Annotated in this window: 17 protein-coding genes; all 17 read left to right on the top strand. The window is 60.4% G+C overall.

Translation table 11 applies throughout. From position 1 onward, the window contains the following. Window positions 1-2: 2 nt before the first annotated feature. The 17 genes from tssM to tssG all read left to right on the top strand — a co-directional run bounded on the left by tssM (window position 3) and on the right by tssG (window position 18219). Window positions 3-3620: a type VI secretion system membrane subunit TssM gene (gene tssM, locus AB8W27_RS20445; protein ID WP_041923038.1), complete on the top strand. Its 3618-nt coding sequence runs from the start codon at window positions 3-5 to the stop codon at window positions 3618-3620. A 16-nt stretch (window positions 3621-3636) separates the two neighbouring features. After that, window positions 3637-4347 (top strand): type VI secretion system-associated protein TagF, encoded by a 711-nt coding sequence (gene tagF / locus AB8W27_RS20440; protein WP_007765908.1) that lies wholly within the window; start codon window positions 3637-3639, stop codon window positions 4345-4347. Window positions 4348-4356: 9 nt separating this feature from the next. Continuing rightward, the gene (tssA, locus tag AB8W27_RS20435) at window positions 4357-5379 is read left to right on the top strand and encodes a type VI secretion system protein TssA (protein ID WP_012814755.1); all 1023 of its coding nucleotides are present in this window, start codon (window positions 4357-4359) and stop codon (window positions 5377-5379) included. A gap of 75 nt (window positions 5380-5454) precedes the next feature. Next, complete coding sequence (gene tssB / locus AB8W27_RS20430) at window positions 5455-5979, top strand: type VI secretion system contractile sheath small subunit (protein ID WP_041924088.1); 525 nt, start codon at window positions 5455-5457, stop codon at window positions 5977-5979. 3 nt (window positions 5980-5982) lie between these two features. Then, window positions 5983-7482 carry a type VI secretion system contractile sheath large subunit gene (tssC, locus tag AB8W27_RS20425; RefSeq protein ID WP_007765912.1) on the top strand — a complete coding sequence of 500 codons (1500 nt, stop codon included), beginning with the start codon at window positions 5983-5985 and terminating at the stop codon, window positions 7480-7482. A gap of 67 nt (window positions 7483-7549) precedes the next feature. Continuing rightward, window positions 7550-7969 carry a Rap1a/Tai family immunity protein gene (locus AB8W27_RS20420; protein WP_012814758.1) on the top strand — a complete coding sequence of 140 codons (420 nt, stop codon included), beginning with the start codon at window positions 7550-7552 and terminating at the stop codon, window positions 7967-7969. A 6-nt stretch (window positions 7970-7975) separates the two neighbouring features. Next, window positions 7976-8404, top strand: a complete 429-nt coding sequence (locus tag AB8W27_RS20415) for a T6SS amidase immunity protein Tai4 family protein (protein WP_012814759.1) — start codon at window positions 7976-7978, stop codon at window positions 8402-8404. Window positions 8405-8609: 205 nt separating this feature from the next. Next, the gene (locus AB8W27_RS20410; protein ID WP_004386969.1) at window positions 8610-9092 is read left to right on the top strand and encodes a type VI secretion system tube protein Hcp; all 483 of its coding nucleotides are present in this window, start codon (window positions 8610-8612) and stop codon (window positions 9090-9092) included. A 47-nt stretch (window positions 9093-9139) separates the two neighbouring features. Further along, window positions 9140-9508: a T6SS amidase immunity protein Tai4 family protein gene (locus AB8W27_RS20405; RefSeq protein WP_041923039.1), complete on the top strand. Its 369-nt coding sequence runs from the start codon at window positions 9140-9142 to the stop codon at window positions 9506-9508. A 22-nt stretch (window positions 9509-9530) separates the two neighbouring features. After that, window positions 9531-9929 carry a T6SS amidase immunity protein Tai4 family protein gene (locus AB8W27_RS20400; RefSeq protein WP_012814762.1) on the top strand — a complete coding sequence of 133 codons (399 nt, stop codon included), beginning with the start codon at window positions 9531-9533 and terminating at the stop codon, window positions 9927-9929. Between the two features lie 227 nt (window positions 9930-10156). After that, a complete protein-coding gene (gene tagH, locus AB8W27_RS20395) occupies window positions 10157-12079 on the top strand; it encodes a type VI secretion system-associated FHA domain protein TagH (RefSeq protein WP_041923040.1) in 1923 nt (640 codons plus the stop codon). Continuing rightward, a complete protein-coding gene (locus AB8W27_RS20390; RefSeq protein WP_038858490.1) occupies window positions 12076-12870 on the top strand; it encodes a PP2C family serine/threonine-protein phosphatase in 795 nt (264 codons plus the stop codon). The genes tagH and AB8W27_RS20390 overlap by 4 nt, the downstream gene beginning before the upstream one ends. An 18-nt stretch (window positions 12871-12888) precedes the next feature. Next, complete coding sequence (locus AB8W27_RS20385) at window positions 12889-13881, top strand: hypothetical protein (protein ID WP_041923041.1); 993 nt, start codon at window positions 12889-12891, stop codon at window positions 13879-13881. 25 nt (window positions 13882-13906) lie between these two features. Further along, a complete protein-coding gene (locus tag AB8W27_RS20380; protein ID WP_012814767.1) occupies window positions 13907-14740 on the top strand; it encodes a type VI secretion system accessory protein TagJ in 834 nt (277 codons plus the stop codon). Beyond that, entirely contained in the window at window positions 14733-15305 is a 573-nt protein-coding gene (gene tssE / locus AB8W27_RS20375; RefSeq protein ID WP_007703894.1) for a type VI secretion system baseplate subunit TssE, read from the top strand. Before AB8W27_RS20380 ends, tssE begins: the two co-directional genes overlap by 8 nt. A 2-nt stretch (window positions 15306-15307) precedes the next feature. Continuing rightward, a complete protein-coding gene (tssF, locus tag AB8W27_RS20370; RefSeq protein ID WP_012814768.1) occupies window positions 15308-17179 on the top strand; it encodes a type VI secretion system baseplate subunit TssF in 1872 nt (623 codons plus the stop codon). Continuing rightward, on the top strand, window positions 17176-18219 hold the full coding sequence (gene tssG, locus AB8W27_RS20365; RefSeq protein WP_012814769.1) for a type VI secretion system baseplate subunit TssG: 1044 nt from the start codon (window positions 17176-17178) through the stop codon (window positions 18217-18219). The genes tssF and tssG overlap by 4 nt, the downstream gene beginning before the upstream one ends. Window positions 18220-18307: the final 88 nt, after the last annotated feature.

The following is an 18307-nucleotide window of genomic DNA, read 5'->3' as shown; positions in this document are numbered from 1 at the left end:
GGATGCTGAATATTCTCCTTTCAATAGTGACCAACCGCATCTTGTGGGGGTTCATGGGCGTTACCGCGCTGTCTGCGGTCGTCTGGATGATAGGGCCCCTGCTGTCTATCGTCGACAGCCGCCCGCTGGAGTCGGAAACCAACCGTATCATCAGCATTGCGCTTATCTACCTGATTTGGGTGCATAGCCACATCGTGCCGCGGCTTTACAACGCCTGGCTGAACCGCAAGCTGATGGACAAACTCAACGAGGGCAAGCCGGCGGAAGAGGGCGGCGACTTCAAGCGCCTCGGCAATGACGATCAGGTGCTGGCGGACCGTTTCGACGAAGCCGCGCAGATCCTCAAAAAAGCGCACTTCAATGCCCCAGGCCAGCGCGGCCAGTGGACGCAGCGCTTCAGCACGCAGTATCTCTATCAGCTTCCCTGGTATGTGATTATCGGCGCGCCGGGCTCCGGTAAAACGACGGCGCTGGTTAACTCCGGCCTGCAATTCCCGCTGGCGGATCGCTTTGGCAAAACCGCGCTGCGCGGCATTGGCGGCACCCGCAACTGCGACTGGTGGTTCACCAACGAAGCGGTGCTGCTGGATACCGCCGGGCGTTACACCACGCAGGAGAGCGAACAGGCGCAGGACGCCGGTGAATGGCTGAGCTTTGTCGATCTGCTGCGTAAATACCGCCGCCGCCAGCCGATTAACGGCGTGATCATCACCATCAGCGTCTCTGACCTGCTGACCCAGTCCCCGGAAGCGACGCAACAGCAGGCCGTTAACCTGCGCCAGCGTCTTGGCGAGCTGCATGAGCAGCTCGGTATCCGCTTCCCGGTCTATGTGCTGGTCACCAAAGCCGACCTGCTGAAAGGCTTTCGTTCTTACTTCGGGCGCTTCGATAAAGCGCAGCGCGACCAGATCTGGGGCTTCACGTTCCCGTGGGATCGCTCAAAACAGGCCGATTTCGACCTTTTAGGCGCGTTTACTCAGGAATTCGCGCTGCTCCAGCAGCGTCTGGACGCGGGCCTGCCGGATACCCTGCTCGCGGAGAGCGACCCGAAAGCGCGCGCCGAGTGTTATCTGTTCCCGCAGGAGTTTGCGGCGCTGCGTCCGCTGCTCGCGGATTACCTCAGTACCGTTTTCGCCCGTTCCAACTTTGAAACCGAATTCTCGCCGCGCGGGATTTATCTCGCGAGCGGCACCCAGGAAGGGCTGCCGTTCGACCGCGTGATGGGCGAACTCAACCGCGCGCTGTCGTTGCCGTCAGGCGGCAAAGAGGGCGACAACTGGGATTCGGTCAGCAAAGAGGCGCCTATCCCCGGCGGCAAAGGACAGAGCTTCTTTATTAAAAACCTGCTCCAGAACGTGATTTTCCAGGAAGCGGGCATCGCCGGGCAAAACCGCTGGTGGGAGCTGCGCAACCGCGCGGTGCTGTGGTCTGGCTACGCGGCGCTGGTAGCGCTGTTACTGGTGCTGGGCGGCCTGTGGCTTACGAGCTATGGCAATAACAAAGACTACCTGGCGGAAGTGGAAGGGAAAGTGCCGGGCGTCGAGCGCCAGAGCAAAGCGCTGCAAACCACCACCGGGCGCGATCTCTTCAGTATGCTGCCGTTCTTTAACAGCCTGGTGGAGCTGCCGAAGAGTAAAGCGTTTGACCTGAACTCGCCGCCGGTGACGTATCGCATGGGGCTTTATCGCGGCGATGACGTCAACGACGCCTCGCAGGCGCTCTACCAGAAAGCGCTCCAGGAGATGCTGATGCCCGCCGTGGCGCAGCTCATCACCGGCTGGGTGCGCAACGACAACGGCAGCGACGTGGAATACAGCTACGAAGCGCTGAAGGCGTACCAGATGCTGTACCAGCCGAAGCACTACGACGGCAAATTCCTGCACTCCTGGGTGATGCTCAATCTTGAGCGTAACCTGCCGCAGAACGTCACCCAGGCGCAGCTTAACCAGCTCGAATGGCACCTGACGCAACTGCTGGAGCCGCAAATCCAGACCTCGCCGTATGCCAAAGATGAGTCGCTGATTAGCCGCCAGCAGGCGATGATCAACCAGAAGCCGCTGTCGCTGCGCGTGTATGGCCGCCTCAAACGGTTGCTGGAGCGCGATGAAAATTTAAAGCCGGTGTCGCTCGCCACGCTTGGCGGCCCGCAGAGCGAGCTGGTCTTTTCGCGTAAAAGCGGCAAGCCGGTCAGCGACGGCGTGCCGGGGCTCTACACCCCGAAAGGTTACTGGGAAAGCTTCAACGGCCAGATTGATAACGTCACGGCTTCGCTGCATGACGACGATGCCTGGGTGCTGGGACTGACCACCGCGCAGGAAGATAAAACGCAGACGGACAACGCGGTGCGCCAGCTCTATATGCGCGACTTTATCAGCCAGTGGGACAGCTACCTGGCGGATATTCAGCTTAACAACAGCGCCGATCTGAACCAGCGCATCAACACGGCCCGCGTGCTCTCCAGCAGCAACTCGCCGCTGCGCCGTCTGGTGATGAACTTAAGCCAGGTGCTGACGCTCTCCCGCGCCGAGCCGCAGGCGGGCGAAGCGCAGGCGAAAGAGCAGGGCAACCGCGCGACCCGCACCCTGGAAGCGCTGTTCAGCGACCGCGAAAGCGGGGCGACCACGGCCGCCGCCGCGCCGCAGACGCCGGAACAAGTGGTGACCGATCACTACGCGCCTATCATCGAACTGGCGCAGCCGCTGGAGAAAGGCGGCAAAGCTATCGTGTTTGATGACTTCATCAAACAAATCGATGAACTCTACCGTTACCTGACCGCCGTGCAGGATGCCGCTAACAGCGGTATGCCGCCGCCGGGGGGCGAGGCGATCAGCCGCTTACAGGCGAGCGCCGGGCGTCTGCCGGGCGGGTTGCAAAATATGTTCAGCCGCATGGCGGTCGGGGCGAGCAGCGACACCCAGCAGCGTGAGCTGGAAAACGTCCGTAAGCGTATCAGCGTGGAAGTCGGCAGCTTCTGCCGCCAGGCGATCGCGGGCCGTTATCCGCTGGTGCGCTCCGCCAGCAGCGAAGTGACGCCGGACGATCTGGCGCGCATGTTCGCGCCGGGCACCGGGCTGATGGACAGTTTCTTTCGCGATAACCTGACTAACAAAGTCGACACCACCCAGCAGCGCTGGCGCTTTACGCCAGGCATCGACGGCAAAACGCTGCCTGGCAGCGAAGGGGTGCTGCGTCCGTTCCAGCAGGCGCAATATATTCGCGACGCGTTCTTCGCCAACGGCGCGACCACGCCGTCTTATCGCGTGACGGTGCGCACCGTGCGGATGGATAACGACATCCTGACGCTGTCGCTCGACGTTGACGGTCAGCTTCTGCGTTACAGCCACGGCCCGCAGGCGGTCCAGCTGATGAGCTGGCCGGGCAGCGGCGGCACGAATCAGGTGCGTATGCAGCTCGGGCTTGCCAACGGCACCACCTCGACGCTGGTGACCAACGGCGCGTGGGCGCTGAACCGCTTTTTCGATCGCGCCCGCATTGCGCCGGGTGCAGGAAGCCTGAGCCGCCAGGCGACGTTTTCGGTTGACGGACATAGCGTGACGCTGGAATTCACGCCGAACAGTATCCGCAACCCATTCCAGCTCCCTGGCTTCGCATGCCCTTAACCGCAAGGAACGGATAATGAGTCATTACCCTGCGATTAGCTGGTACGGGAAACTGCCCAGTGCCGGCGACTTTCTCCAGCGCCGTTTTCCCGATGCTCTGCAACGCCAGTGGTCACACTGGTTTCAGGTAGGGCTGCTGAACTGGCAAAAAGAGGATGAACAGCGCGAGACGGGCAACCGGCAGTTTGCCAGCGCGCCGGTCTGGAATTTCGTGGTGCCGCCGATGCTCGGCAGTCAGCAGGTGCAGATGGGCTGCCTGATGCCAGGACGCGACAGCGTAGGGCGTCAGTATCCGCTCCTCGCGACGGTGGCGTTCAGCCCCGCCGAGTGGACGCCGCAGCATCTGGCGATGGCCGAAGACTGGTATCAGCAGCTCGGTCGCGTGCTGCATCACGCGGTGCGCAACGCCTTCTCCGCCGAACAGCTCGACCAGGCGGTGTTAGCAATTCCGTCGCCCGCGCTGCCGGCGCCCGAGAATCGCTCGGAAATTCTGGATGTGATTGGTTATCAGGAGACGCCAGTGACGCTGAGCTGGCGTCAGGCGGCAGAGTGCTTCGAACCGCAGCGTCAGACCAGCTTCTGGTGGACTAATCGCAGCGACGGCTATCCGCTCTACACGCATGTGCACAGCGGCAATTTTACCGGGCAGCTCTTTTCGCTGTTGTTTGATCCGGCGGGCGGTGCGCGTCCGGGTCGCCACGGGCTCTACCCGCCCATGTTCGAATAAGGCAGTTCGATGGATATTGAAACCCTTCTTACTCCGGTGAGCCCGGAGCAGCCGTGCGGCGAAAACCTGGAGTACGACGCCGATTACCAGGCGATGGAACAGGCAAGCCAGGGCAAGGCGGAACAGCAGTTCGGCGACACCATTATTCCGGCAGAGCCGGCGGACTGGACTAAAGTTGAAAAGCTGGCCCTGTCGCTGCTTGAGCGTACCAAAGATCTGCGCGTCATGCTGGCGCTGACTCACGCATGGGCCAAACGCCGCGGCCTGCCGGGCTATGCCGACGGGCTGCTGCTGATCCAGGAAGCGCTGACGCGCTACTGGGAGCCGCTCTATCCGTTGCTGGAAGAGTACGGCGAAAAAGATCCGTTCTACCGTATTAACGCGCTGGCGGGCCTTGGCGATAAATCCGCCCTGACCGGCACGCTGCGCACCGCCACGCTGCTGCGCAGCAACGGCGATGAAATTACGCTGCGCGACGCGCAGTCGTTGCTCGACAACAGCAAAAGCGAATGTCCGGGTTATCCGGGCGGTCGCCCGCGACTGGTGGATGAACTCGCGCGCGGCGATCAGCCGGGCATCGAGGCGATAGTCCAGATCCACACGCGGCTGGAAACGATCCGCACCATTCTGGTTAACCACCTCGGTGAGAGCGGCGTGCCGGAGATGGAGCAGCTCCAGAAGCTGACCAGCATTGTGGCGCTGGCCTGCCAGAGCGGCGAACCCCAGGCGCCGCAGGATGTGCAAGACCCGCAGGCGCAGACCGATGACGCGCCTGCCGCCACGACGACCCGCGCCCCGGCGCGCGTGGTGGAAACCGACTGGCGCAACGTGCAGTTACAAACGCGCGACGACGCCCAGTTAATGCTTGAGAAAGTGAAGCAATATTTTGCCCGGCATGAGCCGAGCCACCCCGCGCCGCTGATGATTGAGCGCGTGCAGCGACTGATTGAAATGAATTTCATGGATCTTATTCGCGACCTGGCGCCTGACAGCGTGCATCAGGTGGAAAACATTATCGGACGCCGGGAATAACGGCGTTCCCCTTTACGGCGACAGGCATGAGGCCCGCCGCCCGAAATTCACCGCGCATCTTCGATGGAGAACATCATGCCAATGAGTAACAGTGGGCAGAAATTTATCGCCCGTAACCGCGCGCCGCGCGTGCAGATCGAGTACGACGTGGAAATCTACGGCGCGGAACGCAAAATTCAGCTTCCGTTTGTGATGGGCGTGTTTGCCGACCTGGTCGGGAAGCCGGTCGATCCGCAGCCTGCGGTGGACGAACGTAAATTCCTTGAGATTGATATCGATAACTTCGACGAGCGTATGAAAGCGCTCAAGCCGCGCGTGGCGTTCCAGGTGGACAACACCCTGACCGGCGAAGGCAAACTGAATATCGATCTGACGTTCGACAGCATGGACGACTTCCTGCCGGACGCCGTCGCGCGTAAGGTCGAGCCGCTGAACAAGCTGCTGGAAGCCCGTACTCAACTTTCTAACCTGCTGACCTACATGGACGGTAAAAACGGCGCCGAAGAGCTTATCGCGAAAGTGCTTCAGGATCCGACGCTGCTCAAATCACTGAGCCAGATGCCGAAAAATGACGATGGCACGAAAGGTAACGAGGAGTAATCGATGAGCAATTCTTCTCAACAACAAGAGCTGCAGTCGCAGCAGGCATTCAGCCAGGACGAATTCAGCGCGCTGCTCAGCAAAGAGTTTCGCCCGAAAACCGACCAGGCGCGTTCGGCCGTCGAAAACGCGGTAAAAACCCTGGCGCAGCAGGCGCTGGAAAACACCGTCACCTTCTCAAACGACACCTACCGCACCATTCAGAACCTGATTGCCGGTATCGACGAGAAGCTGTCTCAGCAGGTTAACCAGATTATTCACCACGACGAGTTCCAGAAGCTGGAAAGCGCCTGGCGTGGCCTGAACTATCTGGTCAACAACACTGAAACCGACGAGATGCTGAAAATCCGCTTTATGAGCATCTCCAAGCAGGAACTGGGCCGCACCCTGAAACGCTTTAAGGGCGTGGGCTGGGACCAGAGCCCGATCTTCAAGAAAATCTACGAAGAAGAGTATGGCCAGTTCGGCGGCGAGCCGTTTGGCTGCCTGGTGGGCGACTACTACTTCGACCACAGCCCGCAGGATGTTGAACTGCTGAGCGAAATGGCGCGCATCGGCGCGGCGGCGCACTGCCCGTTCATCACCGGCACCGCGCCGAGCGTGATGCAGATGGAATCCTGGCAGGAGCTGGCGAACCCGCGCGACCTGACCAAAATCTTCCAGAACACCGAGTACGCCGCCTGGCGCAGCCTGCGCGAGTCGGAAGATGCGCGTTATCTGGGCCTCGTCATGCCGCGCTTCCTGTCGCGCCTGCCGTACGGCATTCGCACTAATCCGGTGGACAGCTTCGACTTCGAAGAAGAGACCGACGGCGCGAACCACAGCAACTACAACTGGTCCAACGCGGCCTACGCGATGGCGGCCAACATCAACCGTTCCTTTAAAGAGTACGGCTGGTGCACCTCCATTCGCGGCGTGGAATCGGGCGGCGCGGTAGAAAACCTGCCGTGTCACACCTTCCCGAGCGACGACGGCGGCGTGGACATGAAATGCCCGACCGAAATCGCCATCAGCGATCGTCGCGAAGCGGAGCTGGCGAAAAACGGCTTTATGCCGCTGATCCACCGTAAAAACTCCGACTTCGCCGCCTTTATCGGCGCGCAGTCGCTGCAAAAACCGGCGGAATACCACGATCCGGACGCCACCGCGAACGCCCGTCTGGCAGCCCGCCTGCCGTACCTGTTCGCCTGCTGCCGTTTCGCGCACTACCTCAAGTGCATCGTTCGCGACAAGATCGGTTCTTTCCGCGAGCGCGACGAAATGGAACGCTGGCTGAACGACTGGGTGATGAACTACGTGGACGGCGACCCGGCGAACTCCTCTCAGGAAACCAAATCCCGCAAGCCGCTGGCCGCGGCCGAGGTTCAGGTTCAGGAGATCGAGGACAACCCAGGCTACTACGCCGCCAAGTTCTTCCTGCGTCCGCACTACCAGCTGGAAGGCCTGACCGTTTCTCTGCGTCTGGTCTCCAAACTGCCGTCTCTGAAGAGCAACGAGGCGTAACGCTGCCTCAGGCCGTAAGGGCATTCCTTACGGCCTGCCATACCATGCAGACTCACAGGGAAACGTGATGAAAATACATCTTGCGCTGGCAAGCGCCCTGCTGGCGCTGTCGGCGGTGTCCGTCGCCAGCACCACGGTTTATGAATATCCGCGGGCAGAGGATTTGCCTGAGGACAGTACATCGGTATTTCCGCGCGATCCGGCGTTATTAACCGCGCAGGACAGCCGTATCACCGCGGCGCGTTTTTTTAATGCCTGGAGCAACAGGCAGAACGAACGCGAGCGTATTAAAGCCGATATGTATTTCGTGGGCGTGATGGATGCGACCGAAGGCCTGTTGTGGTGTTCTGAAAGACCATCAAAGCCTGGGACTTTGGGTGAAATAACGTACGAGTATTTCGCTAAATTACCGTCTGAGCGGCTTAAGAACGCGCAAGCCAAAACGCTTATCGTTGAAGCGTTAAAAGAAAATCATGCCTGTAAGTAAACGCTCATGAAAAACTGCTTTTTACTGCTGCTGTTTATCTGCACAACCGGGTCAGCGAACGCTATTCAGGATCCTGTCGCGTTTATTAAAGATAAGCCGTACACGCAGGTGGTGAAAGATATGGTGCTGGCGCGCTGTATCGCGCAGGTTTCTGAACCCGGTTCTGCATTCTCGCGGGATGCGGCGCATACCGCGAATGCATTACGTGTATGGATACCTTTTGACATAGAAAACGGCGACAAAAAAATTAACGCCCTGATCAAGCAGTTTAAAGACACCGTTAATCCTTCGCACAGTGAATATGACCAGAAGAGCACAGGGCTTACGTTGAATTGTTTGCGCTTATATCACAGCCCTGAACTGGATAAAGCGGCGAGAGACGTGTTGTTTGAAAACCCTGACCACACCTGGAATCAGGATAATCCTGATAAATAATCGCAACGTCATTTTTTAATGATTGCATGAATTAATGAATTCAATCTCTCCTGGCGAGAGAGTGAGTATTCCTGAACACACAATCCTGTTCGGGAAAGAGGCAGAGGTAAAATATGGATGGTTTTATTCAGCCCCATGCTTTCCTGTTTGCCATATTAAGCGCTTTTTCGAAAGCAATAATCGTCATTAACGAAGAGTAAATATTATGGCTATTGATATGTTCCTGAAAGTAGACGGTGTAACCGGCGAATCTAAAGATTCTAACCACACCGGCTGGACCGACATCACCTCTTTTTCCTGGGGCGCATCCCAGCCGGGTAATATGAGCGTGGGCGGCGGCGGCGGTGCCGGTAAAGTGAATTTCAACGATCTGCACGTTAACGCGCTGATCGACAAATCCACCACCGCTATCCTGAAGCACTGCTCCAGCGGTAAGCACCTGACCAAAGTTGAGCTGTCTGTCTGCAAAGCAGGCGGCCAGCAGGTGGAATACACCCGTATCACTCTGGAAGATGTGCTGGTGACTTCCGTTCAGTACACCGGTGCTGACAACGGCGACACCGTTGGCGTTACTTATGCATTCCAGGCTGCGAAAGTGAAACAGCAGTACTGGGAGCAGACTGCGACCGGCGGTAAAGGCGCAGAAACCAGCGCTGGCTGGAACATCAAAGAAAACAAAGAAGCGTAATCATAGTGAGCCCGCAAGGGCTCACTTTACCTTTTCAGGGATCAGGGATGGTGAAGCAGTTCTGTGTGGCATTTATTTTTACAGGGTTGTTCGCGTCGCAGGCGTTAGCCCGCACCACAACTTACAGCCCGGAAGAGTATCTAAGAAATTACGCCCTAAGCACCTGTATTGCGCAGGGCTATCAGTCTGAAGAAGTGAAAAACGACGCGGCGGCCGCAGCGAGAGGCTATCTGGAGTTCGGGGATTATTCGCTTGAGGCGCATACGGCGGTCATTGCGCCTGGTAAAACCTTTCTTGAGAAAACGTATGGCAGCCAGTCGGGCGAGCCGATGACGCTCGCGAAATGCATTGATTTCATGCACAGCCGCGAACTGGACGCGCTCATACGCCGTTATAAAAATCAGCCGGACCAGTAAGCAGGCTGCGAGAAAATTCATCATGTTAAAAACACGTATCGCCGCTTTCACAGTTTTCGCGTTCTCTTTCCACGCCGCGCTGGCGCAACCGCTGGCATCCGTCAGCGAATTCACGCAGCCGCAGATTTTTACCGAGTGGGTACAGAACCGCTGCATGGGCTACATCGCCGACAGCGCCGCGCTGAAGGAGGACGCCAACGCCAGCGCCGCTGCCTGGCTGGAGGCGAGCGAGTTACCGGTTGAGGCGTTCAATGAAGCGGATACGCTTATCACCCAGGCGCTGAAAACGCCCGCGGGCGGCACAGCGAAAAGCGATTACCGGGTGCTGAAATGTTCGTTGATTGCGCATAGCCCGGAGATTGCCGCGCTGTATCAACAATTCGCCGGGCGAAAGACGTCGCGAGGCGTAGAAAATTTTTAAATCAGCCAGGCGCGACAGCAACTATGTTTATGCGCAGCGATGATGTTAATAGCGCTTACATACATCTTATCAATAGAATAACCTCGTCCGGTTGTGAGGCGCGAGGCACCACGACAGGCAGTCACGGGCAGCGCGCAGGCGCGGCTCTGTTCCTTAGCACACAAACGTCGGACGTCTGATAAGACCCACGACGTTTGAGCGCTAATAACCCCAGGCAGGAATACGCTATGCGATTCACGATTACTACCAACAAGCCCGGCCACCAGCCTCCTCAGAGCAGCTGTGACTTCTACCCGCCGGGCGGCACGATTGGCCGTGGTACGGATAACAATCTGGTACTGCCGGATAACGAAAGAACGATTTCCCGCCTGCAGGCGATTGTCCATATCTCCGCCGACGGCGAGTGCCGCATTACCAACCGCGGCAACGTCACCCGCGTCGTGCTGAACGATATTCCGCTGGAGCGCGGTCGTCAGGTTGAGCTGCAGGACGGCGACGTGCTGGGCATTGACGACTACCGCATTCAGGTCAGCGATCTGGCGCTGAGCGCGCAGCCGGTCATCGCGATGGCCGCGCCGAAACCGCACGTCGCGCCGCAGCAGCCTCAGGCGCCGCAGCCTGCGCAACCGCAATCGCAGGCACCGCAGAAAGCCGACGCGCAGGACAACGCGCCGACGGCGGTGCCGACCGAAATCTGGGACAGCCTGATGCAGGAGTTTTCTATCTCCGACAGCATCAGCCAGGGGCAGACCCAGAGCGCCCGCCCGAAAACGCCGGAAGCGCAGCCGTTTAACCCGTTCAACGCCCCGAAAGAGGTGGATCGCAACCCGGAAGATCCGCTGGCGCACTTCCAGAGCGTCGGCAACGAGCCGCTGTTCGGCAATGAAAGGGTCAACCCGGACAGTCTGTTTAAAGATGACACGCCGTTCGATAAAGACAGCATTTTCAACGATGTGACGCCGACCACGCTGGTGCCGCCGTCTGACAACCGTCAGGCCGCGAAGCCGCAGGCGCCGCAAAAAGAGAACGAAGAAGAGCTCGATCCGCTGGCGCTGTTTGGCGGCGTGGGCTCCACGCCGGTACAGAGCCGCAGCGACGATCCGCTCGGCCTGATGATGGGCGGCGCTGTGCCGCTGACGCCGCCGGATGAACTTAACGCCGGCGCCGCGCCATTGACGCCGCCGCCGTCCGCGCAACCGGACGCTGAACCGGTTAAACCGCAGGCTTCACAAGAAAAACCGCAGCCGGAGATGACGACCTCGCCGCTCGCACCGAACGCCGACGATTCGCTGGACCTGGCCTCGCTCGCCGGTTCGCCGTTATTCCCGGAAGAAGTGCCGGAAGATCCGGTCACGCGCGTGGAAGTGCAGCCGACGCCGCCGGAAGTGCAGGATTACGCCGGTATTACGCTGCCGACGCCGCAGACGGTGGTGCGCAGCGCCGCGCAGACGCCAAAAGGCCGCCTGCGTATCGACCCGGTGCAGTCGCCGACCAGCCAGGGCGGCGTGTCGACGGCGTCTAACGGCGATGTGCTGAACGGCGAGTTGCTGGAGGCGCTGCTGGAAGGCATGGGGCTTGGCGAGCTGCAACCGACGCCGCAGTTCGACCGCGACAATATGCGCCAGCTTGGCCAGATGCTCAGCATGTTTTCGCAGGGCACCGTGGCGCTGCTCTCCTCGCGCTCGATCCTCAAGCGCGGCGTAAAAGCCGACATGACAATGGTGCTGGATGACGCGAACAACCCGTTCAAACTGCTGCCATCGGGTAAAACCGTGCTGATGCAGATGTTCGGCACCCGTATGCCGGGCTTTATGCCGCCGAAAAAATCGGTGCGCGACGCGCTTATCGATCTCCAGGCCCACCAGCTTGGGATGATCGCCGGTATCCGCGCCATCATCGCCGCCATGCTGCAATCCTTTAACCCGGAGCAGCTGGAAGAAGAGGCGAAGCGCGATGGCGCTATCTCTCGTCTGGCGCTGCCGGCGAGCCGCAAAGCCGCGCTGTGGGATTACTTTGTGCGTCATTACAGCGATACCGCCGGTGAAATCGAGGACGATTTCCATACCCTGTTCGGCGAAGCCTTCCTGCACGCTTATGACATGGAAGTGAATCAGTACAAAGACTCACAAAGCGGATCGGAAGAAGAATGAATATCAGCACGGCCTCACTCTCCAGACAGGGCGAGCGCGCCAGCAACCAGGATCAGACCGGAGAGACCATCGGCGAACGCTCCGCCTGCTTCGTGGTGTGCGACGGGATCGCCGGCCTGCCGGGTGGCGACGTCGCCGCAGCGCTTGCGCGCAATGCCATTCTCTCGCGTTTTGACGGGGAGCAGCATCTCAACGCGCAATACATCCGCGAGTATGTGAATCAGGCGAACCACGCTATCCGCGCCGAGCAAAAGGCGGTGCAGGATTATCACCGCATGGGCACGACGCTGGTGAGCCTGTTTATCGACCGCGACTATCACCTGGCGTACTGGGCGCACGCGGGCGACAGCCGCCTGTATCTGTTTCGCCGCGGCTGGCTCTATCACGTCACGACCGATCACAGCCTGGTGCAGCAGATGAAAGACGCCGGGCACCAGACTGACGGTGTGAACAGCAACCTGCTCTATTTCGCGCTCGGCATGGGCGATGAAGGGCGCGAGGCAAGCTACAGTGATGTAGTGCCGATTGAAGACGGCGACGCGTTTTTGCTCTGCACCGACGGTTTCTGGCACGGCGTGAGCGAAGAACAGATGAAAAAATCCCTTCATATGGTGAATACCCCAGATGAATGGCTCACTCTGATGAATCAAATACTGTTGAAAAATGGTGAGCAGGGGCATGATAAGCAGGATAATTACAGCGCCGTAGCGGTCTGGGTAGGATCGCCCCAGGATACGACGCTGCTGCACACGCTCTCTGACGCAGCGCAGTTTTTCCCTCTTCGAGATTAAAGGCTAACAAGGACTTTTATGAAACTTTGGCTTCCGGGTCTGGCTCTGCTTGCGGCGTCATCCAGCGTCTGGGCAGATAATTACCGTATCGTTCAGTCAAATACCCTGAAACTGGATGTCTGGGTAGACAACATTAAAGACAACACGCCGCAAAGCTGGTGCGGCCCTGAGCTGCCGCTGCGCATCGTGACCAGCGGCGATAAGACGCCGAAAGTGCTGGATAACTTTATGCCGCGTCTCGGCTCGCTGCTGGAAAGCCAGTGCGGCAAGCTGAAAACCGTACGCTGGCAGCTGAACGACACCCAGGGCAAAGCGCTGGCGCATGGTACGGCCACGAAAAGCGGCGAGTGGAATCCGGTGGTGACGCCGCAAACCGAGCCTGAGCAGACCACGGCCGCCGCGACGCCGACCACCGCCGATACTCTGCCGCAGGGCCGCCCGGAAGATCTCTCTCCGCCAGCGGACCGCACGCCGTGGCTCGAATTTAACCTTCAGGACGGCTGCCACCTGCGCACCTTCTGGAAAGGCGGCGCGGACGCCAAAGCCCTGTTTATTCCGGCGAAAGACGACGGCATCTGCGAAAAAGGCGGCTGGCTGAATGGCCGCAGCGAAGTCACTCAGATGGGCGAAGCGGGCGAGAAAAAAGTCGCGGTGACCTTCGTACACGGTTTCCCGATTGTCGGCATTAATGCGGGCGTCGACGCCGATAACCTGCTTATCACCAGCGTTAATAACGAGCGCATGGTCGTCAGCGATGGCCGCTCCGCCCAGAGCTGGATGATCCTGCCGTATAACAGCGAGCAGAACGTCTGGCAGGCGCAGGGCACGGTGGCGATTGAAATTTCCCGCGAGCAGGCCAGCGACGAAGCGCGTCTGCGCACGCGCTTAGAAGAAGTCCGCAAAGTCTGGTCCAGCTATGTCGCGCCGGGCACGACGCTCAATATTCTGTTGGTCGAAGCGCTGCATCCGCAGCTGCGCGACCCTGCGGCGGGCGCTTACCGCGCGCTGTAATGACCGTTAACCGCCAGGAGCCGTTATGAACACGCTGTATCAACAACTGGCTGGCGCAAGCGTCAGCGACGCGCTGAGCCGCCTTGAGGCCGACATCAAAGCCCAGCCGGGCAACGCCGATCGCCGCGCCGCGTTTGTGCAGTTTCTCTGCCTGAACGCCAACTGGACCCGCGCGCTCACCCAGCTGAAAAGCTGGGCCGCGCTGGCGCCCCAGGCGCAGCCGACCGTGACGCTGCTGCAACAGGCTATCGAAGGCGAGCAGCAGCGCGCCGAAGTGCTGGCGGGTCGCGCGCGTCCGCGGATGCCGGGCGAACAGTGGCCGTGGCTGGATCTGCTGCTGAAAGCGCTGGCGGAAACCGACCCGGCGCGCGCAAGCAGCCTGCGCAACGACGCGCTGGAACAGGCCGAGGCCAATCCTGGCGAGCTGACGCTGGCGGCGGGCGACGCGCCCGGCGAGCCGGTGCGTTTTGACTGGCTGATGGACGGCGATGCGCGTCTGGGGCCGGTGTGCGAGCTTATCGTTAACGGCAACTACTTCTGGGTGCCGTTCAGCGCTATCGCGTCGGTTCGTTTCCAGGCCCCGGCGAGCGTCACCGATCTGGTGTGGCGTCACGCGATGGTGCAGCTGGTGGACGGCACCGAACAGGTGTGCCAGATCCCGGCGCGCTACCCGCTGGAAACCGGCGCGGAAGACCGCTTCCTGCTGGCGCGCACCACCGAGTGGCAGCCGCTGGACGCGGAAGGCATTCATTATCTCGGCGCGGGTCAGAAAGTCTGGCTGAGCGGCGAACAGGAGTTCGCGCTGCTGACGCTGGATACGCTCGCTTTCGGGCTACCGGACGACGCATCGCATGAATAAACCGTATCAGGATGACGACAGCGGCGATCTGCTGCGCCACGGCTACCGTTCGCGCCGCAACGCCTCGACGGTCACCGCACGCGACAAAATGCAGCCCTCGCTGCTGGACCGTCTGACCGATAACGCGCCGGACAAGCGTCAGGAGCCGGCGAACAGCAATCTCGTCTCCCACAGCGCGCTGCGTCGCCAGGTGCTGCGCGATTTGCAGTGGCTGTTCAACACCATTAATAACGAAGCGCAGCAGGATCTCAGCCGGGTGGACCATGTGCGCCGCTCGGTGTTTAACTTCGGCGTGGCGCCGCTCGCGGGCAAGCGGATGTCGGAGATTGAGTGGGGCGACATCCAGCAGCGGCTTACCGAGGCGATTTTGCACTTCGAACCGCGCATTCTGCCGCAGGGGTTGCAGGTGCGCTGCGTCTGTGACACCAAATCGCTCGACCTGCACAACGTATTATCTATCGAGATTAAAGGCCGCCTGTGGTGCGTGCCCTGGCCGCTCGAATTTCTGTTCCGCACCGATGTGGATCTGGAAAACGGCCATTTTGAGCTTAAAGACGCGGGGTAAACATGGACAGTAAACTGCTCGAATACTACAACCGAGAGCTGGCGTATCTGCGCGAAATGGGCGCGGAATTCGCCGAACGCTACCCGAAAGTGGCGGGCAGGCTCGGTATGCGCGGCATTGAAATCGCGGACCCGTACATCGAGCGCCTGATGGAAGGCTTCGCCTTTCTCACCTCCCGCGTGCAGCTCAAAATGGACGCCGAGTTTCCGCGCTTCTCCCAGCGCCTGCTGGAGATGCTCGCGCCGAATTATCTGGCGCCGACGCCGTCAATGGCGATTGCCGAACTGCACCCGGACAGCGCCAAAGGGGATTTAAGCAACGGGTTCGTGGTGCCGCGCGGCACGATGATGGACAGCCAGCTTCTGAAAAAGAACGGCGTCACCTGTAGCTACGCTACCGCCCATGACGTTCGCCTGCTGCCGCTGCATATCAGCCTGGTGGAATTAGGCGGCGTACCGGCCGACGCGCCGTTAAGCCAGCTCGGCTTAAGCCAGCGCGGCGCGGTCAGCGCCCTGCGCGTGCGCATCGCGTGCGACGGCCCGGTGCTGCTCAACCATCTCGATTTCGACCGCCTTGATTTCTTCCTGAGCGGGCCGGATATCCAGGCGCTGCAACTGCTGGAGCTCCTGATGGAGCACCGCGTCGGCATCTTCTGTCAGACCGTCGGCCCGAAACCGTCACGCGTGGTGCTCGACGATGACGCGCTGCGTCAGGAAGGCTTTGAGGCCGACCAGGCATTGCTGCCGGACGATCTGCGTAATTTCGACGGCTACCGCCTGTTGCAGGAATATTTCGCGTTCCCGGCGCGCTTCCAGTTCTTAAGCCTGCGCGGCATCAGCAAGCTGCTGGCGCAGAGCGGGCAGGCGAACGCGTTCGATATCATCATCCTGCTCGATAAAACCGACACGCCGCTGGAGCGCGTGGTGGATAAAAGCCACCTCGCGATGCACTGCACGCCGGTCATCAATTTGTTCCCGAAAATCGCCGAGCGCCAGAAGCTCACCGAGGGCTTAAGCGAATACCACCTGGTGGTGGATAACATTCGCCCACTCGATTACGAGATTTTCTCGGTCAGTAAAATTTACGCCAGCGAAGACGGCCAGCGCGACGATCAGATTTTCCGCCCGTTCTGGAGCACCTGGAGCCGCGACGGCGGCAACTACGGCGCGTATTTCTCGATGCGCCGCGAACAGCGCGCGCTCTCGGAACACGCGCTGCGCTACGGCACGCGTACGGGGTATATCGGCTCCGAGGCGTTTGTGTCGCTGGTGGATGCAACCCACGCGCCCTGGCGCGACGAGCTGCGCTATATCACCGCCGAAGTGATGTGTACCAGCCGCGATCTGCCGCTGATGCTGGCGCAGGATATGGGCCAGTTCGTGCTGCCGGATTCCATGCCGGTGCGCGCGCTTACCATGCGCAAAGGGCCGACGCCGCCGCGTCCGGCGCTGGCCGAAGGATTCAGCACCTGGCGGCTTATCAGCCAGCTGCAAATGAACTATTTAAGCCTGATGGACGCCGAAGATGGCGAAGGCGCCGCCGCGCTGCGTCAGCTGCTCGGCCTCTACGCGCGCCTGGCGGAAGCGCCGGTGGCGCGCCAGATTGACGGCATTCGCCACTGCGTGCTGGAGCCGGTGCATCGCCGCGTGCCGGAGCCAGGCCCGATTGTCTTCGCCCGCGGCGTCGGGATTTCGATGACCGTCGACGAACAGGCGTTTTCCGGCTCCAGCCCGTGGCTGCTTGGCAGCGTTCTGGAGCGCGTCTTCGCACGCCTGGTCTCGATGAACAGCTTCACCGAGTTCACCCTCAAGAGCCAGCAGCGCGGCGAAGTGGGTTACTGGGGCCCGCGGATGGGTAAAAGGGCGCTGATATGAGTGAGACGCTGCCACAGAACGCGCCGGTAAAAAGCGCGTCCCGGCTGCCGGAAAACTACTGGCAACAGATGATGGCCGCGCCGTGGCGCTACGATCTGTTCCAGATGCTGCGCCGTCTCGACGCGCAGGGCGGCGAACGCTACCGTTTAGGCCGCGCGCCGCTGCCGCGCTTTGAGCCGCTGCGCATCGGCCAGCAGCCGTCGATGGCCTTTGCGCCGTCGACGCTTGCCGCGGTGAAACCGCGCGACAACACGCCGCTGCACGATGTGTCGATTTTAAGCTTCGGCCTGTTTGGCCCGAACGGCCCGCTGCCGATGCACCTGACCGAATATGCGCGCGAGCGTCTGTATCATCATCAGGATGACAGCCTGAGCGCGTTCGCGGATCTGTTTCATCACCGCCTGACGCTGCTGTTCTACCGCGCCTGGGCCGATGCCCAGCCGACCGCGTCGCTCGACCGCGCCGACGGGCCGCGCATTGAAAAATACCTCGCCGCCCTTATCGGCATGGGCCAGCCGGGGCAGATGGAAAAGGGCAGCCTGAGCCACCACGCGCGCTATTCGCTGGTCGGCCATCTGACCCGCAACGGGCGCGACGCCGAAGGGCTCGAAAAAATCCTGCGCCACTATTTCCGCGTGCCGGTGACGATTGTGCAGAACATCCCGCAGTGGATGCCGTTAACCGAGCGTGAGAAAGCGCGTCTCGGCGCGGGCCGCCGGATACCGCGCTTGGGCAACGCCGCGTTTCTCGGCGTGGCGGTGCGCGACGTACAGCATAAATTTCGCATTGAACTCGGGCCGCTGGATGAAGAGACCTATCAGCGTTTTCTGCCCGGCGAGCCGTGGGTTGAGGAGCTGCGCGACTGGGTGCGTCAGTATATGGGCATTGAGTATGAGTGGGAGGTGCGCGTCATTCTGCGCGCCGATGCGGTGAAAGGCGTCACGCCTGGCGGCACGGGCCGTCTGGGCTACAGCGCCTGGCTTGGGAAGCAGCCCACCCCGCAACCGCGCGGCGATCTGGTTTTTCGCGCGGAAAGTTAACATGCTTCGCCCCGTATGCTTTACGAAATGAACGGGCGAGGAATAACCAATTTATTGTCATGCCCGCCCGCGATTTTCTGAAAAAAAC

The sequence above is a fragment of the Cronobacter turicensis genome (assembly GCF_041222865.1).
Taxonomy (GTDB): Bacteria; Pseudomonadota; Gammaproteobacteria; order Enterobacterales; family Enterobacteriaceae; genus Cronobacter; species Cronobacter turicensis.
Note: the sequence above shows the minus strand (reverse complement) of the source record. Positions and strands in the feature narration are given on the sequence as shown.